Raw genomic sequence first — 21,137 nt, forward strand, 5'->3', positions numbered from 1 at the left:
TTACATCCGCTCTAAGGTTTCAATACCGAGTAGATTTAGGCCTTTTTGTAACGTACGAGCCGTCAGTTGCGCGAGTAATAAACGGCTGTTCTTTTGCGCGTCATTATCGGCGGCAAGCACTGGACAAGCTTCGTAAAAGCTAGAGAAAGCACCCGCTAATTCGTATAAATAAGCACACAGTACGTGCGGCTGACCTTTATCGACAACACGATTGAGGATCTCACCGAACTGCGCCAACTTATTACCGAGATCTTTCTCTTTTTCATGCTCAAGCACGATTTTCGCTTGGCTGAGATCCAGATCGGTTACTCGCTTGAATATGCCCGCAACACGGGTGTAAGCGTACAGCAGGTAAGGTGCGGTATTGCCTTCGAAGCTGAGCATTTGTTCAAAGCTGAAAATGTAATCGCTGGTGCGGTTTTTCGACAAGTCAGCATATTTAACGGCGCTGATCCCAACGACACGGGCAATTTCAGTCAGCGTGGCCTCATCCATATCAGGATTTTTGCTACGAACGAGTTCTAGCGCGCGCACATTGGCCTCTTCTAGCAGGTCAACTAACTTAACGACACCGCCGCTACGGGTTTTGAATGGACGGCCATCTTCGCCATTCATAGTACCAAAACCTAAGTGTTCTAATGACATATCTTCACGGACAAACTTAGCCAGTTTCGCTAGGCTAAAGACTTGTTGGAAATGCAGTGCCTGACGTAGGTCAACAAAATACAGGACGCGATCGGCCTTTAACACGTTCGAGCGGTAGCGCATTGCTGCAAGATCTGAGGTGGCATACAAATAGCCGCCATCGGCTTTTTGGATGATAACAGGCAATGGCTCACCTTCTTTGTTGCGGAAGGCTTCTTGGAATACGACTTTAGCGCCGTTACTTTCGGTTAATAAACCTTGGGCATCTAAATCTTTAACCACTTGCTCGAGATCGGCGTTATAAGCACTTTCACCGTGTACATCGGCGCGGGTCAGGCTCACACCTAAACGGGCGTAGACTTCATGGCAGTGGCTTAACGAAATATCGTTAAATTCGCGCCACAGTTTGTTGCAATACTCGTCGCCAGATTGCAGTTCAACCACTAACTGACGAGCGCGGGTGGCGAATTCTGCTGATTCGTCGAAACGCAGTTTAGCAGCACGATAAAAGTTTTCTAAATCAGACAGTTCAAGTTGAGCTTCTTCACCATTTTTGGCGCGCAGCTCTTCCATATAGGCCAGCAACATACCAAATTGTGTGCCCCAGTCGCCCACATGGTTTTGACGAATAACCTTGTGGCCTAAAAATTCTAACGCACGCACAACACTGTCACCAATGATGGTTGAACGTAGATGGCCTACATGCATTTCTTTGGCGAGGTTGGGTGAAGAGTAATCGACAACAACGGTTTGTGGTGTCGGTAACTTAATGCCTAAATGCTCATCGTTGACGGCATTTTGCAGTTGATCTGCTAAGGCGCTGTCGTTGATGAAAAAGTTGATAAAGCCTGGTCCTGCAATTTCAACCTTAGCCACAAAAGCCGAAGCCGGTAAGGTATCTATGATCAGTTGGGCTAATTCGCGTGGATTCTTGCCTGCGACCTTGGTTAGCATCATGGCTAAGTTGGTTGCCAAGTCGCCATGACTCTTATCCTTGGTTCGATCTACCTGAATGCGTGCTTCAAAGTCAGCAGGCACAATACCTTGTTGTTTAAAGGATTCTAGAGTTTGTTCAAGTAATGATTGGATATGTGATTTCATGGGTTCTAATCGGCACTAACTTTAAGAGTGAATACAGGGAATAACCGCATATTTTAGCCGTTTGTGGTTAACAATTGCTATCTTCCCGATGATTTTTTATCAAATGATTGTGAAATACTCGACTCAGAGGAGATCCAGCGGATCTCTGTCTAAGCTCCATCGGCAGCGTTTAGCTTCGATAAGTTGTTCTACAAGCGGATGAATACGTTCAAACTCTTGCTGCAGACGGTTGCGGTTTTTAGCTTGGAATAAGAGTTGGCGACGGAACTTGCCAGCTTTTTTATCTAAGGGCGCGGGCATAGGACCAATCACCTCAAATTCTTTATCTTGCGGCAAAAGCGCGGCAAAGGCGTTGAGAAAGTTATCGGCATCACTGGCTAAATGTGCTTCGGCGCGCACCAACACCATGTGCCATGCTGGCGGCAGCAGTGCTTGTTGACGTTCTTTGAGCTGGCTGCGAGCAAACTCGCCATAACCGCGGTGCAGCAAATCCCGCAAAATAGGATTGTCGCTCTGGTGAGTTTGCAATAATACCGTGCCGGGTTTACTGGCACGCCCTGCGCGACCTGCAACTTGGGTATAGAGTTGTCCAAAACGTTCGGGCGCGCGGAAGTCGGCGCTAAATAAAGCGCCATCGACATCGAGTAACCCAACAAGCGTCACATCAGGGAAGTGGTGGCCCTTAGCTAGCATTTGCGTGCCGACGAGGATTTTATATTCCCCCTTATGAATCGCATTTAAGTGGGTTTCTAATGAACCTTTAAGGCGGGTCGTATCACGGTCGATGCGCACTACTGGATGTTTAGGAAACTCTTGTTGCAGCGCTTCGGCGAGCTGTTCTGTGCCTATGCCTTGGCCCATCAACATAGTACTGCCACATTTGTGACACTGCTTGGGGATAGCGTATTGATTGCCACAATGGTGACAGCAAATTTCGCCAAGGGATTGATGTACAGTGAAAAACGCGTCGCAGCGGTCGCATTCGTGTAAGTGCCCACACTCGTGGCAAAGCAGGGCTGGTGCGAAGCCGCGGCGATTGAGAAACAACAAGACTTGGTTGCCTGCGTCTAAATGCAGGCGGATTTCGTTCAGTAACGGCACTGACATACCGGCTTTCAGCGGCATATTTTTAATGTCGATAATGCCTTGGCGCACTTTTTTAGCCGCACCTGCGCGTTCACCCAATTGTAAATGATGGTAACGGCCGCTTAAGGCATTTTGTAGACTTTCGAGTGAGGGGGTCGCTGTGCCCAAAATCACCGGAATCGCTTCTAAATGGCCACGCATGACTGCCAAGTCGCGGGCATGATAACCAACGCCTTCCTGTTGTTTGAAACTACTGTCGTGTTCTTCATCGAGTATGATGATGCCGGGATACGCCATAGGTGTGAACAAGGCTGAGCGGGTGCCGATAATGATTGCAGCCTGACCACAGCGGGCTTGGCGCCATGCTTCGAGTCTCTGATTGTCGGTTAACCCTGAATGCAAAATGGCAACATTGACTTTGAAACGGCGCTTAAAGCGGTTGATTGTCTGGGGTGTTAAGCCGATTTCAGGCACTAAAATTAACGCTTGTTTGCCTTGCTTGAGGATTTCTTCGAGTACAGCAAGATAGACTTCCGTTTTACCCGAACCGGTAATGCCTTCTAATAAAGTACAGTGATATCCTTGTTGCAGATTTAAAGTGGCAACGGCGACGGCTTGTTCTTTATTGAGTTTATGTGGCGTTTCGTCCATTTCGAGTGTGGTGCGCCAGTCGAGATTAAGCTCGGCAATTTTTTCATGGCGTGCCACCCAGCCTTTATCTTCTAGGGCTTTAAGCGCCGCTTTACTGATGTCTAAGCTGATAACCTCTTCTTGGGTTAAGCTGGCGGTTTTGAGTAACTCGAGTAGTTTTTTCTGTGCGGGTGCGCGTTTAACCGCTTCGGGCGCAATATTTTGGCCTATTTCAGTTAATTGCCAGAATTGGATCTTTTGTGGCGCGGCATCGAGCCCTTTACGCAGGGCCACTGGTAAGGCTTGGGTTAGCATCTGCCCTTGGCTGCAAAAATAGTATCTCGCAGCCCAAAGAGTTAATTTATAAAGTGATTCAGGCAGTAAAGGTTTATCGTCGATAAACTCGAGCACAGACTTAATTTGCTTTGGGGCTAAGCTGCAAGACTCAGTGATACCTGTGACTAACCCGATCAATTGTTGACGACCGAAGGGAACTTTAACGCGCACACCTATTTGCGGTGTACTAGGATAGGATTCGGGTACGCGGTAGCTAAAGGTTTGCCGCATAGGCACAGGTAACGCAACTTCGACAAACAATGACATATGCAGGCAAGTCTTAGACAAGAATGTGGTTTAGTGTACTCAGCGCGGCTGGCTAGGGCTAGCCCTAATGATGGTTTACCAAGGATAGTTGAGAGTAAATAAATGGCTAATATAGTGAAATCATTAGGTCTACTTGCTTTGGTGTGCAGCGCACCTAGCATGGCACAAGTCTCCCATGTGAGCATTAATAGCCGGATGTTTGAATTAGGCGCTTACCCTAAACTCAGGGTGAATGTGATCGCAGACAATCAAGATATGTCGCGCTTAGAGTTTGTTGTGCAGCAAGCAAGCGGCGAAGAAAGGTTAATGGTTGAGGAGATTAATCGCTTTTTAGTTTTACTCACTGGCGTTGAAGATGTGAAGGATAGTAGCGCTAAACTCTTAGTGAGAGAGTATCGTCTTGACCGATGGTATGACGTCAAAAGTATCAATTTATTCGGCACAGCTAAACCTGCCTCTGCCGCGTTAACGATAAAAGCGGTTTCGGACACTAAAAAGACCACCATAGCGGGCGCCCCAAAAAGTGCGGATAAAGTGGGCATTAAGCCTGTAAAAGTGGTGGCAGAACCAAAGCCAGTTGCAGAGGTAACGCCCGCAGCGACTGTTGCTACTGCTGCAAATACCCAATCCAAAGTACCAACGGTAGAAGTGGTGACTGGCTTTAGATTTCCTGAAGCCGCGAACAAACAAAATACGTCGGCTACTGAGATAAACGCCTTCGCTAAAACCTCTGAGACGATTGCTGTTGAAAAAGGGGCTGTTGAAAACGCTGCAACTGAAACTGTGGTTCCCGAAATAGTGAAAACGGCAAATAATGAGCAAAAACAGAATATTGCTGAAACGGCCTCACAGACGCCCGAACATTGCCATTTAACGTATCTTGCTGGCGAGACGTTGTGGCGTATCGCTAATCGATATGCCAAGGATTGGGATGTGAGTGTATATGGCGCTATGTTGGCGATTTATGAGGCAAATCCTGTGGCTTTCTCGAAGAATAGAATCAATGCACTCAAGAGCAATGCGGTGCTATCTTGTCCTTCGAAAATGATTTTGGATCAGCATTCTGATGCTAAAGAGGCGCGGGCGGTATTTGAGGCTAAAGAAGCGGGAAAATAAGCCGCTTAACTAAAGTCAAAATAGACACGGATTAACCGGCAAACGCTCAGATAATCTACTTGTATCCCTTGTAGGTATGCTGTACCATTCTGCGCCCTAAACATATTGTTATTAACATGCATGTGGTGTCCGACTACGGGTTGGAAGAGCGACATGGCCTTACACTTTTGAGGTAACCCCAATGAAACCAGGTATCCACCCAACATACGCTATCATCACTGCAAACTGTACTTGTGGTAACGTTATCAAAGTAAACTCTACTGCTGGTAAAGATCTGCATTTAGACGTATGTGGTGCTTGTCACCCATTCTACACTGGTACACAAAAAGTTGTTGATACCGGCGGTCGTATCGACAAATTCAACAAGCGCTTCGCAGTGCTTGCAAAGAAATAATTGCGATTGCAATGTTTCTAGAAAAGGCGCCTATGGCGCCTTTTTGCTTTGTGTTATTCGTCGATTTTCTTTATTCCGCTTATTCTACATATCTAGCTGGTACGACTTCACTCAATAAATCGTCAACTTATTCAGTATTGAGAGTTCAAGTGTATAATTCGACTTATTTATAGCAATTAACTATAAGATAAATATGCTAGTCGCCATATATTGTAATTTAACCAACATTTTTGAGATTAAGTCGCTACAACTAGCGCAGTAACTACAAAATATATGTTTGTTTCCTACAAAACATATTAAGAAATGCAGCTTTATTATAGGAGATAAGTTTATAAAACTAAGCTTAGAGGGTCTATTTGGCGGCTAAATTGAAATTTATGAATCTCTTATTTATAAATTCCCCTTATTGGCGTATCTTACCCCGACCAGCCAGACTATTAACATCACCCTTTGGTGAGACTAGATGTGTGTTGGTAGGTCTTACTCTCATAAATTATAAATGTCGCATTTCAGGATTTTAAAATGTCAGATATTCGTCAACAAGCACTCGATTATCATGAATTTCCCATACCAGGCAAAACCGCAGTTTGCCTTACCAAACCCGCCGAAACGAGTCACGATCTCGCCCTAGCTTATAGCCCTGGTGTGGCTGAGCCAGTACGCGAAATCGCTGCAGATCCTGACAATGCGTATCGTTATACCAATAAAGGTAATACGGTTGCCGTGATTACCAATGGTACGGCTATCTTAGGTTTAGGGAATTTGGGCCCTTTGGCTTCTAAACCTGTAATGGAAGGTAAAGCATTATTGTTCAAGCATTTTGCGAATATCGATTCGACAGATATTGAGATTACGCATAATACGCCTGAGGAATTTATCAATACTGTTGCTGCGATTGCTGACACTTTTGGTGGTATCAATCTTGAAGATATTAAAGCGCCCGAATGCTTTGTTATCGAACGTGAATTGATTGCTCGTTGTAAAGTGCCAGTATTCCATGACGATCAACACGGCACCGCAATCGTGACTGCGGCGGGTATGATCAATGCGCTGGAAATTCAAGGCAAGTTGATAAGCGACGCGACTTTTGTGTGTATGGGTGCGGGTGCTGCTGCCATCGCTTGTATGACTATGCTGGTAAAATGCGGTGCGAATCGCGCCAACATTTACATGCTAGACACTAAAGGTGTTATTCATTCTGGCCGTACAGATCTTAATGAATATAAAGCACTATTTGCGAATGATACCGAGAAACGCACGCTTCTTGATGTTATTAAAGGCGCAGACGTATTTTTAGGTCTATCAGGTCCTGACGTCATTGGTGCAGAAGAAGTCGCGCTGATGGCCGATAAGCCAGTGATTTTTGCGTGTTCTAACCCAGATCCTGAAATCAAACCTGCACTTGCTCATGCAACGCGTAGTGATTTGATCATGGGTACGGGTCGTAGCGACTATCCAAACCAAGTGAATAACGTATTGTGTTTCCCATTTATTTTCCGTGGTGCATTGGATGTGCGTGCGTCTTGCATTAATGATGAGATGAAAATTGCGGCAGTTCATGCAATTGCATCACTGGCAAAAGAGCCTGTGCCCGCGAGTGTGTTGAAGGCTTATCCTAATGTGACGTCGCTGAGTTTTGGCCCTGAATATGTGCTGCCAAAACCTATGGACCCACGTTTATTGCCAAATGTCGCCCGTGCGGTTGCACAAGCGGCTATCGACTCTGGTGTGGCTGCGATCACCACTTTACCTAAATACGCCGACTAGGCTAAAAGTGGTAAAAACATTAAAAAGAGGCTAATTAGCCTCTTTTTTGTTTTTAAGTGGACATTAAAGTCACAGCGTCTTAGTTGCCTTTTAGGTTATGCTACTGAATAATCAACGGACAACTTTTGTTGAGCTTCTGTTAAAATCGCACAAATAATTATAATAATCCTGCAGGATAGCGGATAGATGAAATTCACCCGAATGTTAACTACAAAATTAACCAGCTTTTGGTTAATGTCATTAGCCGCTATCGCCTTCGTATTTTTGCTGAGCGCTATGATGAGTTTCGTGCAGCTGACCTATAAATTTCAGCAGCAAAAAGTCGCTGAACTCGAAACTATGTTAGTCGATCAGTTTCAACACCAACCTGATTGGGAGCTAGAAGCTTGGCTACCGCCCATGCTGCTTGCTTACAATGCCGTTAATTTTCGGTTGACCTTGAAAGATGAAGTGTTATTTGCCTATGAAGGCAACCTTTCTACGCAAAATGCGATGGTGTATGACCATGTGCTAGAGCCGACATCTGGCTTGCGTATGCAGTTAACCTTGACTCAGCCATTCGAGCATTACACTTTCAGTTGGTATGAAATTCTGATTTTGTTGGTCGGTATCTTAGCCGTGGCTGCCTTAGTGCGTTTTGGTTATTTATGGTTTTCACAGCAGCTCGATGGCATTGAAGAATTAGCCTTACGTAGTCGATTGATTCTGCAAGGTAAGCATGAGCAAGCTCTCGCTACCCCCGGAAATGGTAAACCAAGGCTGATTAACCGTGCTTTGACTAAGTTGTTAGAAGAGTTACAGGACGCACAAAAGGAGCGGGGGCGTTTCGACAAATTCATCCGTTCTAATACCTTTCTTGATGCGGAAACGCGCATTGGTAACCGACTCTTTTTGAATAATCGTCTCGACGCCCTTAGTCATAATCAGGCTATGCTTGCCCACGGGGTAATCTATTTATTAGAAATGGATGATCTGGATTTATTGCAGCAATCCCAAGGTGAAGCTGTGACGAAAGAGCTATTAAACTCGACAGTTAATGCGATAAGTCAATTGCTGCAAACTCAAGCTAATAGTATTTTTGCCCGTCGTTCCCATAATCAATTTGCCATAGTCGTGCCGCAAATCTCCTTAATTGAAGCGGATCAATTTGCCAGCAAATTACTCAAGATATGTCTAAGCCAGCCTTTGCCTGATGTTGAGAATAGCGATAACTTTTTCCACCTCGGATGCGCTTATTTTACCGCAGGCGATAATGCGGCTCAGTTAATTGAAGAAGCCGATATGGCTTTGAGGGCGGCACAATTACAGGGTAATAGTAATTGGTTTATGTACGACAAAGGCGCGATTGATGAAGAATTTGCCAAAGGCTCAGTGCGTTGGCGTAGTTTTTTAGAAAATGCGTTAGTGCAAAGGCGATTCTTCCCCTTTAGCCAGCCGATAATTGATTCAGATGGTAATGAGCACCATAAAGAGATATTTACGCGGGCTCGGGATAATCAGGGGGCGTTAATCCGTGCCACACTCTTCATTCCTATGGCGAATAAATGTGGCTTAATGCCACAGGTCGAACGGCAAATTATTGAGCGGGTATTGTTATTATTGTCGAATGAATTAGCAGACGGCGTATCGAATGCTCAAACAGTTAAGAAATCAGCGCCGCAGATATACAGTATTAATCTGAGTTTGGATTCGCTAATGAGCCGAGCCTTCACTCAATGGCTAAAAACGACGCTATTAGAATATCGCCATCTCACCACGCGACTGATTTTCGAAGTGCCTGAAGATATCGTTATTCAACATCAAGAAAAGTTGCAGCCTAAATTAGATATGATCCGTAAAATGGGCGCGAGATTATGCGTCGATCATGTGGGTCAGCAGGTTGTCGGTACTTATTACATTCGCGAATGCCATTTTGATTTAATTAAGTTACACAGATCCATCGTGCGTCATATTCATTTACGACCAGAAAACCAATTATTTATCCGCAGTTTGATTGGCGGTTTATATCGAACGGAAGTACAAGTCTGCGCCGAAGGGGTAGAAGTCTTTGAAGAGTGGCAGACACTGCAAATCCTCGGTGTTGGCGCAGCGCAGGGAATGTATTTCAGTGAACCCATAGAGGCTAAGTAAGGGAAGTTCAGTGTTTGGGTGATTAATATCGTCTTAGAGACAAATAGATCCTATTATTCACGTATTTATCTATAAAATACGAGCATTTGCGGCTAAACTAGCCAGTGCCAAAAATATGACGTTTGCGGTTTTTATTCTGTATCGAGCAGGTCATAGGTCAAGGAGCACTGGAGAGTGGAGTGACAGGAAGTTTGTGCGAAAGAGACTACTCAAGCTTTTAAATTCAGTTGGTTATAGGCATCTTTATGGAAAAAAGTCTTATAGGTCGATTAGCCTTTTGGCAGAAGAGAACAGAACCGACTAGCCTTGGTGTCTATGTCTGCGCCGATAAATTATGGGTTTACGCACCTGCCCAAAAAGAAAATGCTGAGCAGTGGTTACCCTTTGAGCTGAAAGATGAGCACTGGTCATTGGCGTTTGCTGCTGTGGCTAAATCCTTTCCCAATGCACAGTTACAGCTGATTTTGGCTTCAGGCCTTTATCAATTACTGCTGACCGATAAACCGAATGTCGATACTGTCGAGTTATCCCAAGCCTTGTTGTGGTCAATTAAAGACATGGTCACGCTACCTGTACCGCAAATCCATTTGGATTACTTTGAGTCACCCATTCCGAGTAATAAAATCAATGTTGTGGTGGTGGATAAAGCTAAGTTAGTGAGCATGGTGCAGGCCATTCATGAACAAGATTTACAACTTTTCGGTATTAGTATCGAAGAGTTAGCCGTAACTAACCTATTTAATGATGACAACCAAGCGCGTCTGGTAGTAAGCCATAATCCCGGTCAAGAATTGCTACTGACTGTGGTTAAGCAAGGTCAGCTGTATATGCAGCGTCGCGTGCGCGGATTTACTCAATTGGATAAGACTCAAGCGGATGAGTTAAGTTATGGCATGGCAGACAATTTAAGCTTAGAAATTCAGCGCTCTATGGATTATTTTGAAAGTCAATTGAGACAGGCTCCGGTATCTTCTATCGAACTCCTCGCCGATGGTGCCGTGGATACTTTAGCTAAGTTAGTCTCGGCAAACTTCAATCAAGCTGTGAATGTCATTGATAAAAGCTGTGTTGGCGCGCGAATGGCGGGATTAGCCTTTGCTGAATTTTATCGAGGTACTGAGTGATTAAATACCGAGTCAATCTTTACACTCCTTCATTATTGCCCCCGAAGCAAAGATTAACCTTTGCGCGTTTAAGTGCCTACGCCTTGGTTTTTGCGATCTTATTTGCGTTTTTAGGTGGTTATAGCTACTGGCAAGTCAGTGAGTTACAACAGGCCCAGCAGTTGGCTGCCCAACAAAAGCAGCAATTCGATACCCAAAAACAGGCATTAGAAGCACAAATTGCTGCGCGTAAACCCGATGCCGATCTTGTTGCGCGAGTCGATTTAGCGGAACAACAGTTAGAGCTGAAGCAATTACTCATGGGAGAATTGAGTCTTAGGACTTCTTTAACTAGCCGTGGTTTTGCGCCAGTTCTTAAAGATTTAGCCGTCGTGTCGGATGCGAGTGTTTGGCTTAGTCATATCGTCATTAATGAGCAAGATTTTATGTTCGAAGGTTTTGCCGACCATCCTCAAAGCATTCCGCAGTGGATTGGCAAACTTAAAACTACGCAGACTTTAAAGGGGCAAGCTTTCTCGTCGATGAGCATGGATCGCGGTGAAGATAAACCTTTGGCCTTTACCTTGAAAAGCGATAACAAGGAGGAAGCCGCGCAATGAAGCAAAAGTTAGCCCAATTAGGACAACAGTTTGATGCGCTAAGTCGCCGTGAGCGAGTGTTGATCTCAGTCGCCATTCTGGCCGTGGTCGGCATGCTGAGTTATTTACCCTTAGAGTCCCTGTGGAAAACCCATGTGGCTGTTTCACAACAGCTAAAAGCCTTAGAGCAGGAAAACGCGATTTCGGCTCAGCAGATTGACTTGTATCAGCAACGTTTAGCGTTAGATCCCAATCAAGATTACCAACAGCGTTTAGTGTTGTTGCAGCAACAAAATCAAGCCCTAGATGCCCAGCTCGATGAGCAGATGGTGGATATGGTGCCGGCTGACTATATGCCGCAGTTGCTGGGTAATTTACTAGGACAAGTGCAAGGGATTAAATTAATTAAGTTTATGTCGATAGCGCCCATCCCATTGTTACCCGTGGGTGAAGAGAAAAAACTCAATCTATATAGCCATGGTATTCGCTTGAGTTTAGAGGGCGATTATTTTTCTGTGTTGCGCTTTGTTGAAGCCGTTGAGGCCATGCCAGATAAACTTTATTGGAAGCGTCTCGACTATAAAGTCGCAGAATATCCAAAAGCGACCGTTGAGATTGAACTTTATACCTTGAGTATTAATAAGGACTTTATCAGTGTTTCTAAATAAGTCTTATATTATCAGTGTGTTGTTATTGGTTAGTAGCCCTATGGTGTCTGCTGAATCGCTGCGCGACCCGACTTTGCCCGGTAAAGGCTTTGCTGTGCAGGGTCATGCGAGTCAAACGCAGGATCAGGCGCTTGTACTTAACAGCATAGTAAGCTCAGGAAACACGGCTTATGCTGTGATAAATAACAAGATATTGTCTGTTGGCGACAGCGTTCATGGGCTGAGTATCGTTAAAATTACCCCCACTTATGTATCGCTGTCCGATGGACGGAAATTGACATTGTTTCAAGCAATAACAGAGAGATAGGGAATACACCTCAGATGAAAGCGATTAAATACTTTACACCTCTGCTCTCACTTTGCCTTGTGGCGTGTCAGACCACAAATAGGCCACAGCCGGAGGCGAGTAAGGCGGAATTAGCGGCCTCAATGGCGACGGCAACGGCATCAACGACGCCACCGCCTGCGACTATGCCGGACGCGGTTCAGCGGGAATTGAATTCAGGCGCATTGCTATCAGGTTTGACCCCCACATTGGAAACTGAGCGTCGTTTCGATGTATCAGCCCACGATGTTGATGCTAAAGTATTTTTTCCAAGCTTAGTCCAAGGTACACCACTGAGTGTCGCCGTACATCCTGACGTGCAAGGTACGATCTCATTATCCCTTAAAGGTGTGACGTTAACTGAAGCAATTCAAGTGGTTGAAGATATCTACGGCTACGAAGTGAGTCGCGAAGGGCGCATCCTAAGAGTGTTTCCTGCTGGGATGCGTACCGAGACGTTTCCGCTGAACTATCTCTATATGGAACGCGATGGCTTATCTGTGACGTCAGTGAGTTCAGGACGGATTTCGGATAGCAATAATTCCAATAGTAATTCGAACAATAACAATTCAAACAATAGCGGCTCGAATAATAACAATAATTCGAACAGCAGTAATGGCAATAACTCGAGCAGTAATGGCGGTAGCGATAGTAGCAACGGTACTTTTATCCGTTCGCGTACTAAGACAGATTTTTGGGGGGACTTGAAAGAGACATTATCCTCGATAATCGGCGAAACAGGTGGCGGTCGTCAGGTTGTTGTTACGCCGCAGGCGGGTTTAGTGACCATTCGTGCTTTTCCTAGTGAATTACGCCAAGTGCGTACTTTCTTAAATTCCGCAGAAAGTCATTTGCAGCGCCAAGTGATTTTAGAAGCGAAGATCCTCGAAGTCACCTTATCCGATGGTTATCAGCAAGGTATCCAATGGGATAATGTGCTGGGACATGTTGGCAATACGAATGTGAATTTTGGAACATCAGCGGGCCCTGGTTTAAACGATAAAATCACCTCGGCGATTGGTGGTGTGACCTCGCTGAGTATTAAAGGTTCTGACTTTACGACCATGATCAACCTATTAGATACCCAAGGTGATGTGGATGTATTGTCTAGCCCAAGGGTGACTGCATCGAATAACCAAAAAGCGGTGATCAAAGTCGGTACTGATGAGTACTTTGTCACTGATGTTTCATCGACCACAGTAGCGGGCACAACGCCTGTGACCACTCCACAAGTCGAGCTCACGCCGTTTTTCTCGGGCATTGCCTTAGACGTTACGCCGCAAATTGATAGTGACGGCAATGTGTTATTGCACGTGCATCCATCCGTTATCGATGTGAAAGAGCAGACTAAAGACATCAAAGTGAGTGACGCTTCGTTGGAGCTACCTTTAGCGCAGAGTGAAATTCGTGAGTCTGATACTGTCATCCGCGCCGCCTCCGGTGACGTAGTCATCATCGGTGGCTTGATGAAGAGTGAAAACATTGAAGTGGTATCGCAAGTGCCTTTGTTGGGTGATATTCCTTTCCTCGGTGAATTGTTTAAAAACCGTAGTAAGCAGAAGAAGAAAACCGAGCTTATTATTCTGTTAAAACCTACGGTAGTTGGCGTTGATACCTGGAAAACTGAGCTACAACGTTCTAAGACCTTATTAGATCGTTGGTATCCGGAGACAAAGTAAGCTTCTATGTATCAGAAGCATTTTGGCCTAAGCCAACCTCCATTTTCACTGACACCCAATACCGGATTTTTTTTCGGCCTGTCGCCACATGTGGAAGCCTTGCAAGTGTTGCAAACCGCGCTGCAAACGGGCGAAGGCTTTATCAAGGTGACAGGGGAGGTGGGGACTGGTAAAACGTTGATTTGCCGCAAGCTTATCAACGAATTGCCGAGTCAGTTTCATTGCGCATATTTGCCTAATCCTTATCTCACTCCTACTGAATTACGTTGGGCGGTAGCGAGTGAGCTGGGCCTTAAATACACCAGCAATATCGACCAGCAGCAACTCACTGGACTTATTCAACAGCAGCTTTTAGCCTTGAGCGCCCACGGGCACGCCATCGTATTGGTACTCGATGAAGCGCAGGCATTGCCGGACGACAGTCTTGAGGCGCTGCGGTTATTCACTAATCTGGAAACCGAGACGCGCAAATTATTGCAGGTGGTGTTATTTGGGCAACCCGAACTTGATGAAAGACTTAAACGCCAAGAATTCAGGCAATTAAGACAACGTATTACTTTTAGCTATAACCTTCGCCCACTGACATGGGATGAAACCGATGCTTATATTCGTCACAGATTAGCCATAGCAGGGCGTGCGGGCGAACCACTCTTTACATCACGGGAAACACGTCAGATTGCCTATGCGTCCCGAGGGATCCCCAGATTGATCAATATTCTTGCCCACAAAGCCTTGTTACTGAGTTTCGGCGAGGGTGCTACGCGTGTGCAAACCTCCCACGTTAAAGCGGCGATTCAAGACACTGAAGATGCGAGCGTGCGCCGATTATTGTCGTGGAAATGGCTGCCTTTTTTCACTCTGATAACTGTGGTGTTCGGTTTGGGATTACAACACGTTTTGAGGAGTGTTGTATGAGCGTGATCAACAAGATGTTGCAGGATCTCGACAAACGTCAGCAGGGGCACGAACTTAGTAACGTCACTCAACCGCAGGTGCAATATTTAGCTCGCAGGCGTTCATCATCTCACTGGCTGCTGTTCTGTGGTGTGTCACTGCTATTCGGTGGCGGCACGGTTTATGGCTGGCAATTTTTCATGGCAAAGCCTGCGGAAGCGACAGCTTCATCTCAAGCGCAGGAACAACATATATTAACTGCTCAAACTGAGCCTGTACGGATGGAGAGTCTTGTCTCAAACGAATCTTCACCTAACGTCGATGCCGCTGCTGAACCCTTGAAGCTTGCGACGACACAGAAGATTGCGGCAGCGATGACAGCGAATAGTGAAGAGGTTGAACCAAGTGCCACCGAAGTGGCATCGAGTCAGGCACCAGAATTGGGAACCGCAAAAGAGGCTGAATCAGAGCGACAAGCTCAGCCACACTCGCAACCGCGACAAAAACCACAAGCAGACGTGAGCCTTGCACTCGCAGATGACAAGGTCGATACGGTAAGCGAGCCAAGCCACTCGCAGCCAAATCGTGCGACGTCGAGTGTGCGTAGCGCCGAGGTCACTGTAGCTGCGCCCTCTGCGTTAATGATGTCGGAGCGGGCCAGTGTGGCCGCCGATAATGAAGGTCACGCGAGTAATGGGCTTAACGTACAAGAATTTAAAGCGGATACGGGGACTCATCAACTCGCGCCCAAAGAACAAGGGCAAATGGCGATTACTGAGGTGAAGTTAACGCCAAAGCAGCTGGCAAAGAAGCGGTTTACGTTAGCGAGCGAGGCCGAAAGGGATGGCAAGCTCAAAGATGCTATTAGTTATTATGAGCAAACATTAGGCTTTGATCCCAGTATGCACGAAGCGCGCAAGCAATTGGCTGCGCTGCATTATGGTCAAGGTCAATTAGCCAAAGCCAGCGAAGTGTTGCAGCAAGGTATGCTGTTATTCCCGCAGCAATTAGACTTTGCCTTATTGCTCGCTCGGGTTCAGCAAGCCGCTGGTCAGGCTGATCTCGCATTAGTGACGTTAGCTAACATACCTGATACGCATCCGCTGGCGAGACAAAAGTGGATGGCACAATCGGATTTGGCACAAAAGCTAGGGCAGTTTTCCGTTTCGGAACAAGCCTACAGGCAGTTATTACAACAAGAACCCCAACAGGCTAAATGGTGGATGGGACTAGCTTATGCGCTTGATTCGCAGCAGCAATTTACCCAAGCACGCCAAGCCTATCGGACTGCATTAGGCCACAGAGGCTTATCGGCGCAGGCGAGTGCCTTTATCGAACAACGTTTGACTCAGCTAGGAGATAGCCAATGAAACCCAGATTAAAAATGCGTTTGGGCGATCTGTTAGTTCAAGAAGCCATTATTACCGAAGCGCAGTTGCAACAGGCGTTAGGCGAGCAGCGTAATACGGGCAAAAAACTGGGTCGTACCCTCATTGATCTGCAATCGATTACAGAGCATCAGTTGCTGCAGTTCTTGTCGCAACAATTGAATGTGCCTTTGCTCGATATCAGTAAAATGCCAATTCCAGCGGAAGTCGTGCATCTGATTCCTGAGGTGCAAGCCCGACGTTTCCGCGCTTTAGCGGTTGAAGACAGGGGCGATAGCGTACTGGTAGCTATGAGTGATCCAGCCGATTTGCAGGCGCTCGATCACCTCGAAATGCTTATCGCACCTAAGCGTTTGAAGTTAGCTGTAGCGCCCGAGCAGCAACTGCTACAAGCGTTTGATAACTTATATCGCCGTACAGACCAAATTGCTCAGATTGCCGGTAAACTCGAAGAAGAATACGCTGCCGACGAGATGTTCGATTTAGCCAGCCTCACGTCGGGCGATAGTGACAATGAAACCACAGTGGTTAAGTTGCTGCAGTCGATTTTTGAGGATGCGGTGCAAATGCGCGCCTCGGATATTCATATCGAACCCGGTGATAAAGCCTTACGTATTCGCCAGCGTATCGATGGTCAGCTACATGAAACGATTCTGAATGAAGTTAATATTGCTGCCGCTTTAGTATTGCGACTTAAGTTGATGGCGGGTCTCGATATTTCCGAAAAACGTTTGCCGCAGGATGGTCGTTTCCATATGGAAATCAAAGGTCATCATATCGATGTGCGTATGTCGACTATGCCGATTTACCACGGCGAATCTGTGGTGATGCGTTTGCTCGATCAATCGGCGGGTTTATTGACCTTAAACGAAACCGGTATGCCGCCTGCTATTTTGGCGCGTATTCGTAAACAGATCAAACGTCCCCACGGCATGCTACTGGTCACAGGTCCAACGGGTAGCGGCAAAACGACCACCTTGTACGGTATTTTGAGCGAGCTTAATACCGCCGACCGTAAGATCATCACTGTCGAAGATCCGGTCGAATATCAATTGCCGCGGATCAACCAAGTACAAGTTAACCATAAGATTGGCTTAAACTTTTCAAATGTATTACGCACTACCTTACGTCAAGACCCCGATATCATCATGGTGGGGGAAATGCGTGACCAAGAAACCGTGGAGATTGGTCTTAGGGGCGCATTAACGGGTCACTTTGTGCTATCGACCTTGCATACCAACGATGCGGTCACCAGTGCGCTGCGTTTACTCGATATGGGCGCTGCGAGTTATTTAGTTGCTAGTGCCTTAAGGGTGATTATTGCCCAGCGTTTAGTGCGCCGTGTCTGCCATAACTGTGGGGTAGAGTATCAACCGACACCGCAGGAAAAAGCCTGGCTGAGTAGTGTGAGCCGCAAAGATTTTACCCATGCGAATTTTAGGATTGGCACGGGTTGCCAGAGTTGTAATGGCAGTGGTTATCGCGGGCGGATCGGTATTTTTGAAATCCTCGAGCTAGATGAAAAGATGATCGATGCTATGCGTACTGGTAATCCGCAGGATTTTGCCAGTGCCGCGTTGCAGAGCCCTAACTTCACCCCACTCGCTGAGTCAGCTTTGCAATATCTGAGCGAAGGCATGACGACGATTGAAGAGGTCGCTAAGTTGGTGGAAGACGTGAGTGAATCTCAGATACCTTTGTCGAAGGATATTATCAGCCAACAAGGCGTTGAGGCGTAATTATGCCAATTTATCAATACCGTGGACGCAGTGGTCAAGGTCAATCCGTTACGGGACAATTGGATGCCGCGTCGGAAAGTGCCGCTGCTGACATGCTATTGGCGCGCGGCATTATCCCCCTTGAAGTCAAAGTCGCCAAAGTAGTTAAGTCGTTCTCACTGACTAAGTTATTTGGTGGGAAAGTCGCGTTAGAAGAATTACAGATTTTTACCCGACAAATGTACTCCTTGACCCGTTCTGGTATTCCTATTTTGCGGGCGATTGCAGGCTTATCTGAAACGGCGCATTCCCAGCGAATGAAAGATGCGCTTAATGATATTTCTGAGCAGCTCACCGCAGGGAGACCCTTGTCATCATCCATGAATCAACATCCCGATGTGTTTGATTCTTTGTTTGTTTCTATGGTGCACGTGGGGGAGAACACGGGTAAGTTAGAAGATGCCTTCATTCAACTTTCAGGTTATATCGAGCGTGAGCAAGAGACGCGGCGACGAATTAAATCGGCCATGCGTTATCCCATGTTTGTATTGATTGCGATTGCGCTCGCTATGGTGATCCTCAATATCATGGTGATCCCTAAGTTTGCCGAGATGTTTTCTCGCTTTGGCGCCGACTTGCCGTGGGCGACAAAAGTGTTGATTGGCACATCAAATCTATTCGTGAATTATTGGGCGCTGATGTTGGTGGCGCTGATTGGCACTATTATTGGCATTCGTTACTGGCACCATACGGAAAAAGGTGAGAAGCAGTGGGATAAGTGGAAGTTACACATTCCCGCCGTAGGGTCGATTATTGAGCGTTCGACGTTAGCCCGTTATTGTCGCAGTTTCTCTATGATGCTCAGTGCGGGCGTGCCGATGACGCAGGCCTTAAGTTTAGTGGCCGACGCGGTAGATAATGCCTACATGCACGACAAGATAGTCGGTATGCGCCGTGGCATAGAGTCTGGCGACTCTATGCTGAGGGTATCGAATCAGAGCAAGTTATTTACGCCACTAGTGCTGCAAATGGTGGCTGTGGGTGAAGAAACGGGGCAAATCGATCAATTACTCAATGATGCGGCAGATTTCTATGAGGGCGAAGTAGACTATGATTTAAAGAACCTCACCGCGAAATTGGAGCCAATTTTGATCGGTTTTGTGGCCGTGATTGTCTTAGTGTTGGCCTTGGGGATATACCTGCCAATGTGGGATATGCTCAATGTGGTCAAAGGCGGTAAGTAAGCGATATGGATAATATTTATTTCCTATCTTATACGTGGGACTGAGGTTAAATGCAGACTCAGCAAAAGGCTGAAAGCGATCTATTACGTATCTATGGACGCATGATCGCCATTGGAATTGTGTTGGTTATCATGGCGGTGATCGGAGCTAAGTACTTTTTTACGCTACCGCAAATAGCGGCTCGTGGATTGGAAGTGGAACACGCCCGTTTTTTAAATGTGCTGGTGATGGTGCGTTCCCAGTGGTTGTCTTTGGGCAAGCCGGCGCAATTGCAGTTGAACTGGGAGGTATTTGATAATCCCTCCCCAGAAACTGAGTCGAGTGTTGTCGATATCAATGATTTAGGATGGCCACAACCTAAGCACTTAAATGATCAAGGTTGCCAAGATTTGTGGCAACAGTTAATGGGCGCTGAAACTGATAATTTAGGTCTAGAGGCGGATTATTTGGCTAAGGATAATAGCTGCCACTATCGGTCTAAAAATGGCGATAGTTTAGGCTATCAACTGAACTCTGGCAGGGTCATTTTTTTGACTGCTCCGTAAAATATTGTTAACTCAATGGCTTTTTAAAATTGATTTAACTGTTAGAATAAAATTTCTGAGGTCTGGGGACATATATATGAAAACTAAGCAAACAGGGTTCTCATTAATCGAACTTGTGATTGTGATTGTGATTTTGGGTTTACTCGCCGCAACTGCGATCCCACGATTCTTAAATGTCACCGATGATGCTGAAGATGCCAGTGTTGACGGTGTTGCGGGTGGTTTATCGACTGCAGTGAGCTTTGTGCGTTCTCAGTGGGAAGTTGATGGGCGTCAAAATAGCAGCGTTATCCTCGACGGTAACACGGTAAATGTCGATACACGTTTTGGCTATCCAACGGGAACTTCAGTAACCAGTGCGACAGCTATGACAAATGCCAGTTGCCAAGAAGTGTTTAACACTGTGTTGCAGAGTGCTCCACGTAACGTATTATTTAACCAAGATGCACGTAATCAACGTTATACCGCTCGTGTTATTAACGCCGCAGGCGGCAGTGCTAACTCAATTACTGGCGCAGTCGTCGCAGGTTTAGATTTATGTGTTTATCACCAAGTGGCTTCACTGGTGCTAAATCAAACGAATGGTGTACCCACTCCTGCCCCTGATTTAACAACGGTAGGTGCTAAGGGAATAGTGTATAACCCAGGCACAGGCAGAGTATTAAGTTTCACTCAAACACCATTTGTACCATAGGCCGTAATTAATAGTTTTATTTTGTTCATGTTTTAAGTAGCTTAGTTTAAAAGTAATAGAGTCTAAAAGTGACTTAACTTAATTAGTACTCACACGAGTACTCACTTAGAAAGAAAGGTAGTTTTATATGAAAAGACAACAAGGTTTTACCTTAATTGAATTAGTCGTAGTGATCATTATCTTAGGTATTCTTGCTGTCACAGCGGCACCTAAGTTTATTAACCTGCAAGGTGATGCGCGTGTTTCTGCTTTGAATGGCCTAAAAGCCTCAATCCAAGGTGCAAATAGCTTGGTTTATTCTAAAGCGGCCTTGGCTGGAGAAGAGAAAAAAGCAGCAACAGCAACTCCTCCTCCTTCTGTTGATATTGGCACAGGTACTAACGCAGTTACGCAATTTGGCTATCTTCAAGCAACAGAAATTGAGTTGGAGAATGCTATAGAAGTGAGCTTTGATGAAGGAACCAGTGCTACAGATCCAACAGTTGCTACTGACACCGGTGCAGATTGGATTATATTTGAAGGTCAGGGTATTGTGACCATGTGGCAAAAAGGTGCTCCAGCAGAATGTCGTTTTACTTATAAACAAGCAGAAAGTGCGACAGTTGCTCCTGTTTTCTCTGCAATTCCTGATGCTTCTGATTGTTAATATGCATTTATGAAAAGGCCTGCCTAGCAGGCCTTTTTTTTAGATAAAATGCGGTTCTTACATGATTTTAAATAAATGAGTCCGCCAAGAGTTTTCCGACATTTATTTGCGTTAATCATATCGTTGGCAGAAACTGAACCTAGTACATGAAATCAGCAATTA

At 45.9% G+C, this 21,137-nt stretch carries 18 protein-coding genes; 16 read left to right on the top strand and 2 right to left on the bottom strand.

Going from position 1 to position 21,137, the window contains the following annotated elements:
- Together argS and priA are read right to left on the bottom strand one after the other, a co-directional pair.
- The gene (gene argS / locus L5M28_RS04840) at positions 1-1,746 is read right to left on the bottom strand and encodes an arginine--tRNA ligase (protein WP_105251263.1); all 1,746 of its coding nucleotides are present in this window, start codon (positions 1,744-1,746) and stop codon (positions 1-3) included.
- 123 nt (positions 1,747-1,869) lie between these two features.
- Positions 1,870-4,065 (bottom strand): primosomal protein N', encoded by a 2,196-nt coding sequence (gene priA, locus L5M28_RS04845; RefSeq protein ID WP_263148024.1) that lies wholly within the window; start codon positions 4,063-4,065, stop codon positions 1,870-1,872.
- A 102-nt stretch (positions 4,066-4,167) separates the two neighbouring features.
- Between priA and L5M28_RS04850 the strand changes: the two genes are divergently transcribed.
- The 16 genes from L5M28_RS04850 (at position 4,168) to L5M28_RS04925 (ending at position 20,975) form a co-directional block, all read left to right on the top strand.
- Positions 4,168-5,181 carry a FimV/HubP family polar landmark protein gene (locus L5M28_RS04850; protein WP_263148027.1) on the top strand — a complete coding sequence of 338 codons (1,014 nt, stop codon included), beginning with the start codon at positions 4,168-4,170 and terminating at the stop codon, positions 5,179-5,181.
- A gap of 181 nt (positions 5,182-5,362) precedes the next feature.
- Positions 5,363-5,575 (top strand): 50S ribosomal protein L31, encoded by a 213-nt coding sequence (rpmE, locus tag L5M28_RS04855; RefSeq protein WP_063883331.1) that lies wholly within the window; start codon positions 5,363-5,365, stop codon positions 5,573-5,575.
- A gap of 522 nt (positions 5,576-6,097) precedes the next feature.
- Positions 6,098-7,342, top strand: a complete 1,245-nt coding sequence (locus L5M28_RS04860) for a malic enzyme-like NAD(P)-binding protein (RefSeq protein WP_105251266.1) — start codon at positions 6,098-6,100, stop codon at positions 7,340-7,342.
- Positions 7,343-7,528: 186 nt separating this feature from the next.
- Positions 7,529-9,472: an RNase E specificity factor CsrD gene (csrD, locus tag L5M28_RS04865; RefSeq protein ID WP_263148030.1), complete on the top strand. Its 1,944-nt coding sequence runs from the start codon at positions 7,529-7,531 to the stop codon at positions 9,470-9,472.
- A 245-nt stretch (positions 9,473-9,717) separates the two neighbouring features.
- Positions 9,718-10,596 carry an MSHA biogenesis protein MshI gene (locus tag L5M28_RS04870; RefSeq protein WP_105251268.1) on the top strand — a complete coding sequence of 293 codons (879 nt, stop codon included), beginning with the start codon at positions 9,718-9,720 and terminating at the stop codon, positions 10,594-10,596.
- On the top strand, positions 10,593-11,195 hold the full coding sequence (locus L5M28_RS04875; protein WP_263148034.1) for a fimbrial assembly protein: 603 nt from the start codon (positions 10,593-10,595) through the stop codon (positions 11,193-11,195). Before L5M28_RS04870 ends, L5M28_RS04875 begins: the two co-directional genes overlap by 4 nt.
- Complete coding sequence (locus tag L5M28_RS04880; protein ID WP_131523452.1) at positions 11,192-11,842, top strand: MSHA biogenesis protein MshJ; 651 nt, start codon at positions 11,192-11,194, stop codon at positions 11,840-11,842. Before L5M28_RS04875 ends, L5M28_RS04880 begins: the two co-directional genes overlap by 4 nt.
- A complete protein-coding gene (locus tag L5M28_RS04885; protein ID WP_263196574.1) occupies positions 11,829-12,149 on the top strand; it encodes an MSHA biogenesis protein MshK in 321 nt (106 codons plus the stop codon). Before L5M28_RS04880 ends, L5M28_RS04885 begins: the two co-directional genes overlap by 14 nt.
- A 14-nt stretch (positions 12,150-12,163) precedes the next feature.
- Entirely contained in the window at positions 12,164-13,846 is a 1,683-nt protein-coding gene (gene mshL / locus L5M28_RS04890) for a pilus (MSHA type) biogenesis protein MshL (protein WP_198573054.1), read from the top strand.
- A 6-nt stretch (positions 13,847-13,852) separates the two neighbouring features.
- Positions 13,853-14,761, top strand: coding sequence for an ExeA family protein (locus L5M28_RS04895; RefSeq protein WP_263148039.1), 909 nt, complete (start codon positions 13,853-13,855; stop codon positions 14,759-14,761).
- Complete coding sequence (locus L5M28_RS04900) at positions 14,758-16,110, top strand: tetratricopeptide repeat protein (protein ID WP_263148042.1); 1,353 nt, start codon at positions 14,758-14,760, stop codon at positions 16,108-16,110. The genes L5M28_RS04895 and L5M28_RS04900 overlap by 4 nt, the downstream gene beginning before the upstream one ends.
- Entirely contained in the window at positions 16,107-17,867 is a 1,761-nt protein-coding gene (locus L5M28_RS04905; protein ID WP_263148044.1) for a GspE/PulE family protein, read from the top strand. Before L5M28_RS04900 ends, L5M28_RS04905 begins: the two co-directional genes overlap by 4 nt.
- A gap of 2 nt (positions 17,868-17,869) precedes the next feature.
- The gene (locus L5M28_RS04910) at positions 17,870-19,090 is read left to right on the top strand and encodes a type II secretion system F family protein (RefSeq protein ID WP_011847942.1); all 1,221 of its coding nucleotides are present in this window, start codon (positions 17,870-17,872) and stop codon (positions 19,088-19,090) included.
- A 50-nt stretch (positions 19,091-19,140) separates the two neighbouring features.
- Positions 19,141-19,635: an MSHA biogenesis protein MshF gene (locus L5M28_RS04915; RefSeq protein WP_263148047.1), complete on the top strand. Its 495-nt coding sequence runs from the start codon at positions 19,141-19,143 to the stop codon at positions 19,633-19,635.
- 76 nt (positions 19,636-19,711) lie between these two features.
- Positions 19,712-20,329 (top strand): prepilin-type N-terminal cleavage/methylation domain-containing protein, encoded by a 618-nt coding sequence (locus L5M28_RS04920; protein ID WP_105251278.1) that lies wholly within the window; start codon positions 19,712-19,714, stop codon positions 20,327-20,329.
- A gap of 127 nt (positions 20,330-20,456) precedes the next feature.
- Positions 20,457-20,975 carry a type II secretion system protein gene (locus L5M28_RS04925; RefSeq protein ID WP_263148049.1) on the top strand — a complete coding sequence of 173 codons (519 nt, stop codon included), beginning with the start codon at positions 20,457-20,459 and terminating at the stop codon, positions 20,973-20,975.
- Positions 20,976-21,137 lie beyond the last annotated feature (162 nt).

This window comes from Shewanella sp. SW32 (assembly GCF_025653365.1).
GTDB classification, from domain to species: Bacteria; Pseudomonadota; Gammaproteobacteria; order Enterobacterales; family Shewanellaceae; genus Shewanella; species Shewanella oncorhynchi.